This window comes from Pseudonocardia sp. TMWB2A, assembly GCF_017312135.1.
The window spans coordinates 19623-33638 of record NZ_QKQY01000004.1; the positions used below are offsets into that span (position 1 = coordinate 19623).

14 protein-coding genes and 1 pseudogene are annotated in these 14016 nt (G+C 70.5%); 9 read left to right on the top strand and 6 right to left on the bottom strand.

The window, feature by feature from the left end; genetic code table 11:
- Positions 1-146: 146 nt before the first annotated feature.
- From DMP17_RS45170 to DMP17_RS45195, 7 genes and pseudogenes are all read left to right on the top strand, one after another.
- Entirely contained in the window at positions 147-863 is a 717-nt protein-coding gene (locus tag DMP17_RS45170; RefSeq protein ID WP_224404113.1) for a ParA family protein, read from the top strand.
- Between the two features lie 3 nt (positions 864-866).
- Entirely contained in the window at positions 867-1793 is a 927-nt protein-coding gene (locus tag DMP17_RS45175) for a ParB/RepB/Spo0J family partition protein (protein WP_337832837.1), read from the top strand.
- A gap of 373 nt (positions 1794-2166) precedes the next feature.
- The gene (locus tag DMP17_RS46625) at positions 2167-2403 is read left to right on the top strand and encodes a hypothetical protein (RefSeq protein ID WP_443218002.1); all 237 of its coding nucleotides are present in this window, start codon (positions 2167-2169) and stop codon (positions 2401-2403) included.
- Complete coding sequence (locus DMP17_RS45185; protein WP_337833028.1) at positions 2400-2555, top strand: hypothetical protein; 156 nt, start codon at positions 2400-2402, stop codon at positions 2553-2555. The genes DMP17_RS46625 and DMP17_RS45185 overlap by 4 nt, the downstream gene beginning before the upstream one ends.
- 53 nt (positions 2556-2608) lie before the next feature.
- Positions 2609-2809: pseudogene (locus tag DMP17_RS46630) on the top strand (IS3 family transposase); the annotation flags it as partial.
- A complete protein-coding gene (locus DMP17_RS45190) occupies positions 2733-3191 on the top strand; it encodes a hypothetical protein (protein ID WP_337832838.1) in 459 nt (152 codons plus the stop codon). The pseudogene DMP17_RS46630 and the gene DMP17_RS45190, both read left to right, overlap by 77 nt.
- A 766-nt stretch (positions 3192-3957) precedes the next feature.
- On the top strand, positions 3958-4638 hold the full coding sequence (locus tag DMP17_RS45195) for a hypothetical protein (RefSeq protein ID WP_337832839.1): 681 nt from the start codon (positions 3958-3960) through the stop codon (positions 4636-4638).
- Between the two features lie 142 nt (positions 4639-4780).
- On the opposite strand, the gene mobF is transcribed toward DMP17_RS45195, so the two are convergent.
- Positions 4781-9463, bottom strand: coding sequence for a MobF family relaxase (gene mobF, locus DMP17_RS45200; RefSeq protein ID WP_337832840.1), 4683 nt, complete (start codon positions 9461-9463; stop codon positions 4781-4783).
- A gap of 375 nt (positions 9464-9838) precedes the next feature.
- Between mobF and DMP17_RS45205 the strand changes: the two genes are divergently transcribed.
- Complete coding sequence (locus DMP17_RS45205; RefSeq protein ID WP_337832841.1) at positions 9839-10297, top strand: translation initiation factor IF-2; 459 nt, start codon at positions 9839-9841, stop codon at positions 10295-10297.
- Between the two features lie 154 nt (positions 10298-10451).
- Here the strand turns inward: DMP17_RS45205 and DMP17_RS45210 are convergent, their stop codons facing one another.
- The 5 genes from DMP17_RS45210 to DMP17_RS45230 form a co-directional block, all read right to left on the bottom strand.
- A complete protein-coding gene (locus DMP17_RS45210; protein ID WP_337832842.1) occupies positions 10452-11318 on the bottom strand; it encodes a hypothetical protein in 867 nt (288 codons plus the stop codon).
- A gap of 377 nt (positions 11319-11695) precedes the next feature.
- Positions 11696-11956, bottom strand: coding sequence for a hypothetical protein (locus DMP17_RS45215; RefSeq protein WP_337832843.1), 261 nt, complete (start codon positions 11954-11956; stop codon positions 11696-11698).
- A 76-nt stretch (positions 11957-12032) separates the two neighbouring features.
- Entirely contained in the window at positions 12033-12221 is a 189-nt protein-coding gene (locus DMP17_RS45220; protein ID WP_337832844.1) for a hypothetical protein, read from the bottom strand.
- A 483-nt stretch (positions 12222-12704) separates the two neighbouring features.
- Positions 12705-12950, bottom strand: coding sequence for a hypothetical protein (locus tag DMP17_RS45225; RefSeq protein ID WP_337832845.1), 246 nt, complete (start codon positions 12948-12950; stop codon positions 12705-12707).
- Between the two features lie 298 nt (positions 12951-13248).
- Positions 13249-13584, bottom strand: coding sequence for a hypothetical protein (locus DMP17_RS45230; protein WP_337832846.1), 336 nt, complete (start codon positions 13582-13584; stop codon positions 13249-13251).
- Between the two features lie 66 nt (positions 13585-13650).
- On the opposite strand from DMP17_RS45230, the gene DMP17_RS45235 reads away from it, so the two are divergent.
- Complete coding sequence (locus tag DMP17_RS45235; RefSeq protein ID WP_337832847.1) at positions 13651-13794, top strand: hypothetical protein; 144 nt, start codon at positions 13651-13653, stop codon at positions 13792-13794.
- Positions 13795-14016: the final 222 nt, after the last annotated feature.

Genomic DNA, 14016 nt, shown 5'->3' on the forward strand with positions numbered 1-14016 from the left:
ACATATGTTCGTCGAATGCATGTTCGATGTTTTCAGCGGCGCGCGGAGGACGCCCCACCTGCACAAAGGTGTGGGCAGGGTCTGCCACGATGGAGGGGATCCGAAGTACCACCTGCCAGGTGGGAAGCAGACGGAGGGATTACTCCATGGCTCGCGTACATGTGGTTGCAAATCAGAAGGGCGGCGTCGGGAAGACGACCGTCACGGTCAACTTGGCCGCGGTCGTCGCGGACACCCTGGGCGGGACCGCAGAGTCGTCGCCGGTTCTGGGTGTTTCCACTGACCCACAGGCCTCGATGCTGGAGTGGGCCCAGCGGGTCGGGGACGACCTGCCGTTCGACTTCGAGCAGTGCCACGACAATCCGCAGTTGCTCGGCAAGTTGCGGGAGATCAAGCAGTACTCACACATCTTCGTCGACACCCCGGGGAGCCTGGAAGACGAGTCGATTCTACAGACCGTCCTGACACAGGCCGATGATGTCATCGTCCCGCTGGAGCCCGAACCAATGTCGTTCTCGCCGGCGACGCGCTCCATTCAGCGGGTCATCGAGCCCGCGGGAGTCCCGTGGCGCGTGCTGCTCAACAACTGGGATCCCCGCGACGGGACGGGCGACCTCGACCAGACCCGCGAGTATGTGGCCGCGAAGAAGTGGCCCGTGTTCAACACGGTCATCCGGCACTACAAACTCCACACACGTGCCTCAGCCGAGGGCGTCACCGTGGTCCAGTACGCCAAGAACCGCGTGGCCCTGGAAGCGCGTCAGGACTTCTTCAAACTCGCCCTGGAGGTCCTCGGCACTGGTGGTGAAGGGCCGCGACACGCGAGCGGTGTAAACGACGTTTACACCCCTGGTGAGGGCTGAGCCGTGGGCAAGCGCGTCAACCTGGCGGAGCTCGCACGGGAAGAGGTGCCCGAGGACTACTCGGCCCGCACGCCAGTCGAAGAATCAGCCGCCCCGGCGCCACCGCCGCCGACCGCCCCCCAACCTGTCGTGGAAGCGGATCCCGGTCCGGCCACGTCGATGCTCCCGGTCGGGGACATCGTGTCCAACCCGCTCAACCAACGCGCTGCCGCGGACGAAGAGGATGCCGAGTTCTACGAGCTCGTCGCGACGATTGGCAATCACGGGGTCTTGCAGCCCATCGTCGTCTGCTCGGCTGCTGCCTTCGTCGATCGGTACCCCGAGCAGCAGGCCGCTGTGGGCAGCGCCCGATGGGTAGCGCTGATCGGCAATCGCCGGCTTCGCGCCGCTGGGGTGGCTGGGCTGCAACAGATCCCAGCTCTGGTCAACGACGACCGGGTCGCCTCGATGTACGAGGTCATGCTGGTGGAGAACAGCCACCGCAAGGCCCTTGGTCCACTCCATGAGGCAGAGGCGATGAAGCGCCTCCTCGAAGAGGCCAACATCAGCCGGCGGGCTTTGTCGACACGGATCGGACGCACTCCGATGTATGTCAGCCAACGGATGGCCCTGCTCGATCTGATTCCTCCGCTGCGGGATGCACTCGAGACCGGGACGCTCAAGCTCGAGCAGGCCCGCCAGTTCGGCACTCTGCCGATATCGGAGCAGGAAGCCATCGCCGCAGCCGGCCCCCCGTATCGCCGGCGGCCGGCGGGAGGGGCCCTGGGGAACTCCGAGTCGCCGAAGCGCACGCGCCGCAGCATCGCGGTGTCGAGCCCGGCTCGCGCCGCTGCTTCGATCCGGGAAGTGTTCACCGAGACCGAACGGGCCGAGCTCGTCCGTCTCCTGCTCGAGTCCACCACCGCGCCTGACGCCAGTCCTGCGGAGTGACGGCGTAGGACGAGCCAGATCCTCTGGCTCCGAAGTGCAGCGGCACCTGCACAGGGCCTGGGTGTAAACGACGTTTACACCCAGGCCTTTCGCTGCCCCTTCGATCCTCTGATGATCCACCGCCGCGGGTGTCGGCACACACGCGATCTGTTGGTGCCGACAGCTCGCACCAACGTTGTGCACGTCCGCGATAGAGCAACCACGGCCCGGTCGAGCCCCACCAGTGAACCGCCCCGGCATGTCCGGAGACTTGATCGTCCGAGGAGATGGAGCCAGGACACGTCGTCGTTCCCAGGGGCACTACCCACCGAAGTTGCGGGAGCGGACGGGCGGTGCGAATGCTCGCCGAGGTTGCGGGTGACTACGACTCGCCGTGGCCAGCAATGCACGCGGTCGCGGAGAAGTTGGAGGTCGGCTCGGTGGGAACGGTCCGCAATATGTCCAAGCCGAGGTCGACACCGATGACCGGCCGGAAACCACGACCGAGGAGTCCGAGGAGCTCAAGCGCCTGCGGCAAGAGAGCACCGAACTCAGACGGGCCAACGAGATTCTGAAGACGGCGTCGGCCTTCTCCGCGGCCGCGATCGACCGGCCACAAGGGCGCTGGTGAGGTTTATCGACCCGCACGCCGCCCCACACCACCGCGGGCCGGCGGTGGGGTCGACCTGTGCCCAGCTCGCCGAGGTGGGCGCGGCGATCGTCCCGCCGACTTACTACGCCGCCCGCGCCGACTTGCCAACAGCAGTGCGACCGGGGAGCTGACCGCCCAGATCAGGCGGGTGCACGCCGAGAACTAGGGCGGCTATGGGGAGCGGAAGGTGTGGGCTCAGCTCAACCGCGGAGGAGCCAAAATCGCTCGCTGCACGGTCGAGAGGCTGATGCGCGAAGCCGAGCTAGTCGGAGTGCGCCGCGAACGCCGGATCCGGACCGCGATCACCGATGCCCGGGCACCCGGGCGGCGGACTGGTCGGGCGCCCGTTCGACCGGCCAGCGCCCGACCGGTTGCCGGTCGCTGACTTCACCTACGCCACCCTGGTCCGGGATGGTCTATGTCGCGTTCGTCATCGACGCGTACTCGCGACGGATCCTGGGCTGGCGCGCAGCCACCTCGATGCGCACCGAGCTCGTGCTCGACCCACCGAGCAAGCGGTATCGATCCGCGCACGGCACGGCCACGACGACCTGTCCGGGCTGGTCGCCCACTCCGATGCCGGGTCGCAATGCCGGTCCATCGCCTACACCGAACGCCGCGCCACGGCTGGAGCGGCGCCCTCGGTCGGGTCGGTCGGCGACGTCTACGACAACGCCATGGCCGAGTCCACAATCAAGCTGTTCAAGACCGAACTGATCAAGCCATGTCGAAAGGACGACCGCCCCCAGACCAGCGCCGACTGCTGATCGAGTCAGTGTCAGCTCCGCAGCCAGAGGCGTGTAAACGGCGTTTACACCATCCCGCACGGTCGCGTCTTCGCTCCCGGAGCCGAGATTCCATGAGCAGCGACGTCTTCGATGGCGTGCAAGGGTGCAGCGCTGAAATAGGCCATGGAGGTCGCCGCACATCCCACGCTGCTGCCCGAGCCCGGTGTGGCCCGACAACGCGCTCGCACTATCCTCGCGAGATGCTGCAGCCTGGCCCTCCCCGCTTCGACAGCGGTGCAGACCTCACGGAGGTCCGGCATCGGTCAGGTGAAAGGACATCTGTCCCTGATGACTCAGTACTGCCAGCCCTACCACTGTTACAACTACTCCCTGCCGTGCTCTTAGCGCGCCGACCGTAGGTCCCCATGCTGCACTTCCCCGCCCACTGGGGGTCTAGCTGCACACCTCGCTCAGCTGCAAGTCTCGCTGGATCTTGGCGCAACCGATGGACTTACCATCTGAAAACCAGACTATTTGCGATAGTATATCACTTTTAGTGACAGGCGAGCCTTCCGGTGCGGAAAGTCCATCCAACTGGCTGGTTCAGAACTCTGACCGAAGGTTGCCTTAGCCTGAGGGAGGGCCCCACCTGCACTTGCAGCGACACCGGGACCAACGGCAATGATCGGAGGCCGAAATGATTGGTGGTCGCTTTGGCGACACGCATGTCGCCCCGGTGCCGCTCTTCGATGTCTGTGATCCGCATGCGGCCCCGCCGGCTGACTCGCATGAAGTGCAGTTCCGCATGTCCCTCTCGCTGTCGGCACTGCTCGACGGCATGGCTACAGCAGGCTTGGACCAGGACGTCGCGGGGTGGGGGACGGCCTACACCCAGCTGGTGCAGGAGCGGCTTCTACGTCGGGTGCAGGAGGCGTGTGGCTACGCAGCAGATCCAGCGAACCCCGACGTCGGCCTGCCGGCACGTCTAGAGCTGGCCGCGGTGGTGGAGGCTGCGGTCCCGGGGATCGACGCAGCGCGATGGCACTGTCACGTCTACGTCGGGTCGACAGCATGTGTGCTGGCCACGGGGGAGCGGCTCCCCGTCTACGCATCCCAGATCGAGCAGGGGGTCTTCGGCCTCGCACACAGTTTCCACAACGCCGACGTGCGAGAGCTCGCGGAGCGCGCGTTTGGTGTTACGTGGGGCGATCCAGGCCCGACGGCCACGATCGAAGAGATCGTGGATCCGCCGTGGCACGAGCATGTTGATCCTTCGGCTGTCCGTGGTGTGTGTACCGGCCCCTGGGAGGTCCAGGGCGTCCGGGTAATTGCCGACGAGCGCTCGTTGCGTCTTGCTGCCCAGCAGGAGGTGTTCCTCCGCGCGGAGCTGGAGCGGCGTGCGAATGAGCCCCAACCGTCGCCGCCGTCGCTGATGGAGCGGTACGCCGAGTTGCTCGGTGATGCAGTTTCGCCGCCGTCGCGCTGACCGAAGACGTCCGCGTGGCAATCGCTGCCACTGGTCCTGCGATCCCCACGGGTGTCTGAGACACGCATGGGACGCCTCCGCGTCGCTGTGCGGGAGACGGCGGGCCCCTTGCTTCTCGTCGACCGCTGGCTTAGCGGTGGGGTTAGTGGTCGTAGTCGGTGTCGTAGGGGTCGTAGTCCGCGCCGTGCTCATGGCCCTGTTCGTGGCTCTGCTCGTCCTGGCCACTCTGGTGCTGGTGGCGTTCGTTCTCGATGGCGAGCTGGTCGCGGTGGGCCCGTTCGGCATAGCGACTATCGAGGTCGCGGTCCTGGTGGGGCTGGTCGTTCTGGACACGGGCCTGCTGGTGCAGCTCTCGGAGCTGCGACCCGCGGGTCACGCGGCGTAGATCATCGACTGCGTCGCGTACCGCGCCCGGATCGCGCTCGGCGCTGTGACCAGCACCGTTGTCCGAGGAGGGTACCTCCTGGGCGGCCTCGGGTGTCTCGCTCCCGCGCGGCGGCTCCTGCACGTCCGGTTCGGCCGCAGGCGAGTCCTCGCGGTGCCCGGTGGCCGGCGCCGTCCCCGAGCGCGTGCCCGGTCCCTCATGCTCGGCGCTCCTCCGCGTGGCGGCTGGGCTGCTCTCGGACTCCGCGGCCCCGGCGGGCGCCGGGACCTCGGTGGGCAGCGTGAGTTGTTCTCCGGCCGCCGGTGTCGGAGTGTCGCGCCAGGCGGGGAGCTGGCGCCGTTCCAGTTCCCCGGCCGCGGCCTGGTCGGCCTCGCGCAGCGGGGCAACCTCATCCCACCACTGCTGCCGAGCCTCGTACTCCTCGGCCATGTCCGCCGCTTGGGCGGTGTAGGCCTGTGCGAGGGCCCGATAGCGGTCGGCGGCCGCGACCAGCTCGTCTCGGCCAGGTCCGTCGGCGGTCACGTCTGCTTCGGCTGCGGTGAGCACGGCGTCGTCGCTAATCTCGGTGGCCAGCCGCTGGGTCGCGGCCAGGTCTCCACCGACGGCGCGGGGCCCGTACTCATCGGCGTGGTACAACGCGAGCGCCCAGGCTTCGCGGGCCTGGTAGAGCTCGCTGTCGGTCTTGTGCTGCCAGGCCAGCGCGGTTGAGTCCGGGTCGAGAGCTTCGGTGGCTTCGCGCCACAGCGCATAGGCGAAGGGCTGCTGGGTCGGGGGCGCCTGCCCGAGCGAGGACTGATGCGCGGGGATGCCGCGGTACTCCCGGTACGCCGCGACCACTCCGGCGCGGTGCTCCCATGCACGGCGGGCGTCGGCGTCGTCCTGGTCGGGGACGTCTGGGAGCCGGTCGAGCGCCCACTGCGGCGGGTCGAGAGCGATCTCGGTGCCGAGTTCGCGCTGCCGGTCGGTGGCCAGTTCCCCGAGCTGGTGGAGGTAGTCGCGGACGGGGCCGGGAGCCAGGGTGTCGGCGACCGCGGTCCAGTCGTGCTCCGGCTCGGCAGTTCCGTTCTCCGGTGCGCGGTCGACAGTGAGCTCTCCGACGCGCCAGTGCAGAACCTTCGCGATGGACTCGGCGTCGTCGAACCCGCGACGCGTCACGGCCTCGATGAGCAGTGCGCGCGGGTCGTGTCCGTCGAGTTCGGCGCCGTAGACGGCGGCCAGCATGCGCCCGTAGGCCTCCTCGCCCTGCAGGCGTTCCATCTGCTCGTCGGTGAGCAGTTCCCTGAGGATCTCGGCGTTGCGGCCGCCGGAGGCACGCATGCTGACCTGGTTGATCAGAGCACCCAGAGTCTCGAACGAGGCAGTGTCGTGCTCGGCGACCTCGCGCACGGTCAGCGCCGCTTCCGCGACCTCTGTGCGCGCGAGGATGTCGGTGAGCCGCTGTGCGGGTGTGTCCTCGATGCGCCGCTGATCGTGACCGTCCGGGGCCTGCTCGGTGACCATGTAGAGCAGGTTGTTCTCCCTCCCGCGGCTGATCGGCACATACACCGACTCGCGGGTCGCGTCACGGTCGAGCAGGCCCCGCCCGACATCGACGGTCACGCCCTGGGCCGCGTAGGCGGTGACGGCGTAGCCGAGGATGACGTGCTTCTTGACGTACTCGGGGGTCAGATGTGCGACCGCGCCGCGCTGGTCTCGGGCCAGGATCGCGCCGTCGGGGCTGAGGCCGATGACGGTGTAGCGCTCCTTGTTCAGGACCTCTCCAACGGTCCCATCCGGTGCAGGATCCACGCGCAGTCGCTGGTCGTTGCGGGCCGCCTGGATCACGTCCCCGACCCCGATATCGTTCTCCACGCCGCCAACAGTCACTGTGGCAAGAGCGTCGGGCGAGACCCGCCCAAGCCCGACCAGGGTCCGGCGAACCTGCTGCGACATCTCCGCCGCAGTCCGGTTGGTTCCGACGATAAGCAGGGCGTCCTTGCCGTCGAGCATGTCGGCCATGTGCCCGCGCACGGCGTGCTCGCTCATCTCCTCCAGCGTGCCCGTGCGCAGCCGACCCCGGTCGGCGTATGCCGCGACGGCTGCGACGTCACCCACGCGCAGCTGCAGCGACGCCTCGGCCTCCCAGGCGTGGCGGAACCGGTGCACCGTGTCCAGCTTGAGGACACCGGCCTGAGCGGCGAGGTGAGCGAACATGCCGCCCGCGCCGACCGGCTGGAGCTGGTGGTGATCGCCGACCAGCAGCACCTTGGCCCCGGCCGCCGCAGCGACGTCACTGATCTCGACCAGCTCGGCGGTATTACTCATGCCGGCCTCATCGACGACCACCAGGTCCCCGGCCCGGAGCCGATCACGAACCTCGCCGGTAGCCCGGTCAGGCAGGAACCGCTGCCGCCACTGCGCGGTGTTCATCCCCTCCAGGCCGAGCTCGCCCAGGTTGCGCGCGGCCATCTCCGCGGTCGCCAACCCCAGCACCCGGCCCCCTTGCTCACCCGCCCACACCGCTGCCAGTGCGCCAACGGTGTGCGACTTCCCGGTGCCCGCCGGCCCGACCAGCACGTCCACTGTCCGACCGGACCCCAGCACCCCCGCCACCACGGCAGCCTGATCGGCAGACAGCCTTTGGGCGCCGAGTATCTCAGCGAGTTCGACGAGCCGCGCGGCCGGAAGCGGGGTGAGGCTGTCGGTCCGGCTGTGGCCCAGCAGCCGCTCTTCGGCGGTGACCGCCGCGGTGGTCGCGTAGCGCTCATCGATGTGGGCACGGAACATCGATCGGCCGTCACCACTGGCGCCGAGGCGGCGCAGCTCGTCCGGGACCGGCACCGGGTCGGACGCGGAGACCTGCACGATCCCGAACTGACCGGGCGCGGCCAGCACCGCCTCGGTGACGGTAGCCATGAACGCCGGACGGGCGGCCGCCGCCACCCCGAGCGCGGCCGCGTGGTCACCGAGGTGGTCGTCGATGGCCGCGGTCAGGTTCCCGACCGTCCACGTCGCATACCGGCTCTGGACATCGGCCACTCCGGCCTCGATAGCGATGGCCACTGCCCCCGCGAGGGGGGCCGGGCCCTCACCGACAGGCATGTTATGGCCGGACACCGCTCGGCCGGCGCCGATGACCGCCAGGACCTCCAGCGCAGCCTCGCGTCCGTCAATGGCCTGTGCCTGGTCACCACGTCCGGACACCGGATGGGTGCCGTTGGCCGCCGCGGTCATCACCACCTCGTCGACCGCGTCCAGTGCGGCCGCGAGCCTGTCCACCCGCCCCGGCTGTCCGGTCGTCCACGCCAGTACCGCGGCCGGGCCGGCCAGACCGCGCTTCGGCTCGCGGGTGCCCTTGACCGCCTGTTCCACCAGCGCGCGGCGCGCCCGCGGCCCCGGGGCCCGCCCGTGCCGGGCTGTGTAGGCCTCCACCAGCTCCGCGACCGCCGGGCGGACACGCTCCAAGGTGCGGGTGCTCGCCTGCGCCAGCAGTTCCGGGTCGAACCCGGCGATCTCCCGCGCCAACCCGTCAGGCCGCAGCTGGAACAGCACCCCCATCCGCTCAGTCAGCAGCTGCTGGTATGCCCGCGTGTAGGCCGCCGACAGCGCCTCCTTCACCGGCCGGAACGCCTGCCCATCCAGCGCGAGCACCCGCCCATCGGCGGTCGCGGCACGGTTGAGCACCCCGGCGTGCGAGTGCAGCTGGGGCTCACCGTCACGGTTGGTGTGGTGGCCATAGACCACGGCGGCCAGGCCCGTGGCCGCCTCCCACTGCCCCACTGTCCGCCCCGAGGGGCCCCGGCCCTCGTGGCGGCCCGAGCGGACATACGCCACGTCGGACTGCACCGACGACAACGCGATCCGCACCGCCTCGTCGTGCGCACAGCGGACCGTCTCCGCGCCGTCGTTGTCGCCCGCGGCGAGCAACGCCGTGTAGTACATCGACACCGACTTCACCGGCGAGAACGTCACGTCGTAGTAGGCCGTCGGAGTCCGGGTGTTGCGGGTCGCCGCCGTCTCGATCTCGAATCGCCGCTCCGCCGACGCGGTCGGTTCTTCCTTGAGTGCGTCGGCCACGATCTGGGCTGCTGTGCGGAACTTCCGCGGCTTCGAACCGAGGTAGACCGGCGTCTTCTCGGTCGACCCCGCGAGCACGTGCTCTGGATAACGCAGCTGCCCGAACACCGCCCGAACGTCATCTGCGGTAGCCGTGGCGCCGGCCTCGAACGGCAGCCCGAGCGCCTCGATCCCGGCGCCGAACCAGACGCCGTCGGGCTCGCCATGCTCGGCCGCAGAGGTCAGGTACTCGGCGGCACCGGGGGTGCGCTGCAGGCCGTCGCCGCCGTTCTCGATACCCTGTTCTGAACCGTGTTCGTGACCCTTTTCGGAGCGCGAATCGCACCCGTGGAGCAGGTACTCGACAGACCCGGGCGCCATCGCAGTTACCCGCACGACGCCCACGGCGAGAACGTTACGCGACCGGCGACCCATCCAGCAAGATCATTTGATGCATCGGTGTGAGGCGTCCGAAGCAGAGGGATGAGGATGTAAGATCGACAGCAAAGAGTCGACAAGGAAGGTCTGGGAAAGCCAGACGGGTCGAGAAGCTGAGATGGGGACAGATCGGCAAGAGAGGTCCAGAGCTGGAAGTTGTCGAGGGAGCGTGTGGAAAGGAAACGGGAGGCGCTGCGGCGGGGGCGAGTGTGGTGTCGCACCGCGCCGCCGCGAGCGACTCGGGGGCACGGACTGATGCCCACCGATCGTCGGTGAGGGTCACCGACGAGTGACCAGAGACAGCCGCCGATCGGCACTACGGCGGATGCGGGGGAGCACGCGATGACGACCAGGAAGACAGCGAAGACAGAGCGGGCGGTGCGGGATCACGCAGAGGCCATCGCGGCGGCGCGCGATCGTCTCGATGCCGATCTGGCCGAGCGCCGCCGACGGGAAGACGAGGCGTTCGCCCGCTACGCACGGGCGGACCGGGACGCCGAGCAGATCGTTGCCGACCGGGATGCAGTGATCGCCGACCTGGAGCGGCGCCGGCGCGACGCTGAGGGCGAGGCCGAGACGCGACTCGGGGAGGTCGAGGTGCGCAAGCGGGAGATTCTCGCCGAGCTCCACCGGGACGGCCGTAAGGCCGAGGACCTGGCCGCGATGTTCGAGTTGCCGCTCAAACGCGTGCGTGGCCATCTGCGCCAGGCCCGCCGCGCGAGCGCGGCCACGGATTCGCCGACGGTGTCCGCCCCACCGAAGCCATCGGCCACCACGAGCGACAACGCGGCCACCGCCTGAGATCCGGTGACCGCGGCTCCTGGCCGTCCGGATGGTGCTCGCGGGCGACGCTGTGCCGCCGAAGGCGGGTCCGCTCCAAGTCCCCTCGGCCCGGCGCGGCCCTGAGCGCCAGCTCGGCCCGGGGCCGGCGAACGTGGCCGGCCCCGGGTGTCGGTCAGGTGGGCTGCGCATCGCGCCAGGCGATGACGGCGAACTTGTCGGCTGTGGTCATGCCTCGCCAGTCCCGCCGCATCCGGGCGTCACGCTCGGCCGGGCTGGTTGAGGTGGCGGCGATGTAGTCGCATCGGGCGGTCAGAATGGCCTGCCGAGTCGCGCCGTCGGCCTGGACGGCGATCCCTAGGGTGCCGTCCTCTCGGCAGTCCTGGCAGAGCCCGTCGTTGACGGCGCGGCGCTGGTCGGTGGCCGACCGCTCGACCCCGCAGGCCACGCACGGAAGTCCGCGCATCGGCGGCACCGCCGCAAGGTCGTAGTCCAGCCGGTCATCGCGGGCGGGCTCGTCGGTGTCGGCGCCCGGGTCGATCCGGTCGGCGAAGTAGCGGCGGGCGACGGTGTCGCCGTCGGCGGCGCGCGGGTCCCGTCGCCCGCGCGGAGCGCTCCGCCGGGTGGTCATCGTGCCCGGCTTGCGGGCTGCGTGAGCCTGGTCCTTGGCCCGGTTCGCGCGCGCGGTGCGCTCGGCGTCGCGGGTCTTCTCCGCTCGCCGTTCCGCGCTCGGCGCGCACGCCTCGACCAACGCGCGCCCGTCGGCGTCGGCCTGGCGCCACTCGCGGCGAAGGCGAGCGAGCGTCGTGGTCGGGTGCTCGGCCTCCAGGGCCTCCACGCACCGCACCAGAAGCAGCCGCGTCGCCGGGTCGGTGGTGTCCAGCAGCCGCGCCAGACGGGCGCGAGCGCCGCGCACGGCCCCGCGTTCGATCATCTCGGCGATCTCGCCCAGCTGGTCGGCCGCGTCGATCATCGCGGCCCCCGTCGTGGCCGTCGCGATGATCGCCGTCGTGTTCGTCGTGGTGGTGTCGGTGGGGTTCATCGCGACTGCACTCCTTCGCTGGCCGGTGGTCAGGACCGGGTGGGCCTGTCGGCCCGTGAGGGGCAGCGGGTGTCGTCCCCGCTGCCGCTTCGCGGCGGCCGCGCGGCCTGCGAGGCTCGCGGTCCAGGGCAGCCCGAAGGGCTGTCGCCGAAGGCGACGCGCAGCGTCAGCGGAGCGCCCTTGACAGGGAGACAGGCCGTGCTCAGCTCTAGGGCCGGCAGGCCCACCCCGCCGAAGGCGGGTCCACCGGGTTTCCTCGGCCCCGGCGCGGCCATGAGCGCCACCACCCGGCCGCCGGCCGCGGCCGCCCGCCGGCACCCCGGCGCACCTGGCGGTGCAGGCGCTGCGCCGGCCGCCACCGCACCCCGGGATCGGTCTCAGCTGCTCGACGCGACCTCGCGCACGAACACGATCATTCGACTCGATCGGGCCTCGATGACGACTCCGCCCTCGAGCACGACCGACACCGGCTCGCCGGGGCCGTGGTGGACGACGTCGGCCACCCGCGCGCAGGTGGTGGTGTCCACCCGCGCGGGGACGCGGTCGTGGTCGTGGCGCATCCGATCGATCGTGTCCAGCGGCAGCAGGTCCCCTGCCCGGAGCTTCGTGGTGTAGGTCTGGTGGATCTCGATCTGCATCGCTGGGCCTCCTCAACGGAACACACGGGGAGGGGCCCCGCCCGGCGGGCGGGGCCCCTCGGCGGGCGAGCCGCCCTCAGAACGGAGGCTCGTCGTCGCCGAGTTCGGCGTCGCCGAAGTCGGTCGGCTCGTAGAGGTCGACGAGCAGGTCCTCCAGCACGCGCTGGTCGCTGATGCTGAGATCGGAGCCGATGACCCCGTCGAGGGTCCAGAGGCCGGTCTCGGTGTCGACCTCGACGCGTCGGGTAGCGCTGGTGCTGCTCATGTGTGGGCCTCCGGTGCTCGGTGCGGCTGGAACGCGGCGCAGCCTCAGCACGCCCGGGGTGGGGGCCCGCAGGGCCGGCGGCGGTCCTGGCTGGCCCATCCCGGTGTGACCCCCGTGCGCGACCGCCGCCGACCCGCCTCGAGGTGACGGGGTCTCACCGGGATGGGTCGGCCAGGTTCGTCGGCGCTTGCCCCACCCCGGGTGTGCTGACCATCCGGGCGATCCAGACGTGCTGAGCACCGGAGGCCCACCCCCGCACCACCACTGCGGGCGAACAGCCACCCTGCAGACCGACCGGCACCGCAGCCGGTGACCCGACCACCCCGGCCGGCACCGCGCCGGCGACCGGCGGTGCCCACCGGCACCGGGCCTGGTGAGACGAACACGCTGACCGCCCCCGAGCTGGTGACCCGGCCACGTGACCGGCACCGCCAGCGAACGCGCCGGCCGTCCGGTAAGCGGGACGGCGCGCGAGCGCCGGTGTCAGTCGCCAGGCTCGGGCTCGACCTCGGTGATGGTGATGTTGTGGGCGATCGGGATCGACAGGGCCGAGCTGATCTCGTGCTCGCTCGCGCAGCTCGGGCACGGCACGCGGTCACCCACCTCGTGCTCGCCGGGCACGATGCTCATCGCGTCGGTGCACCCGTCACCGAACTCGACCATGGTCGCGTCGCTCAGGGCCAGGCCGTCCTCGACCCGCGGGTTGACGATCGGGAAGTGCTCGCTCATCACGATCCTCCTCGCAGTGGCTGGGTGGTTGTGGCTAGAACGCGGCCCTGCCTCAGCACGGCCCGGGTGGGCCCGTCAGGGGCGGCGGGGAGCCGGTGCTGGCCCGTCCGGTGTGGGATCGGCCGCAGGCCGACGAGCGGGCAGCGAGCCCGTCCCACCCGCGGCGGCGTCGGCGACGGTCATCGCCGCGCACCCACCCGGGGTGTGCTGACCTCCGGGCGATCCAGACGTACCTACCCTGGCCACTGCGCGACCGTGCCCGAGCAGGCCCCGGCAGCAATCCTCAAGGCACCAGCAATCAGGGCACCGGCAACAGCGTGGCGCCCTCGTTCACCGCGCCCTGCTCGGCCAGCCCACGAAACTCCTCCCGCACGTCCGCGATCCGGGACGGGTCACCGACCAGGAGCGTCTCCCACTCCTCGAGCGACCACCGGAGGGTGACCCCGTGCCGGGCCAGGTAGAACGCGAGATACCGGACCTTCCACCGGTCCCCCCGGTCGAGCCAGGCGTAGCCGAGCAGCTGCCACACCCACCGCGCGACCCGCGCAGGTTGATCGGCCCGCAGCACCGTCTTGACCTCCACCAGGGTCTCGCCGACCAACAGGTCGGCCTCAGCCCAGTGCGGCACCAACACCGGCGAGGCGAAACCCAGGTCCTGCCCGCGGCCCGGACCGCCGGCCCCCCGCGCCAGGCCGCGAGCGTGCCCGACGACTCGACCACCCGCGCGAGCGCGGCCGCGTCGGCCACGACCCCCGGTGGGGCCAGCGCGCGCAACCGCTCCACCGTCGCCTCGCCGGACTGCGCGATGCGGGCCAGCGCCGGCGGGGTGGTCCCGGACCGGTAGCGGTCCTCGCCCAGAGTCCACACCGCGTGGGTACGGGCGAGCGCGGTCTCGGCGCCCGGTGTGCCGATCACTCCGGTCGGGGCATGACGCCGCGCGAAGGCGTGGCCGCGGTGGGCGAGTTCGGCGAACACGGCATCGCCGGGGCGCCGGCCATGCCCGTCAGCCCGCGGCGCGGACAGCGCGATGACGTCGCTGGGGGAGGGGCGCAGCCCCACCGCGACC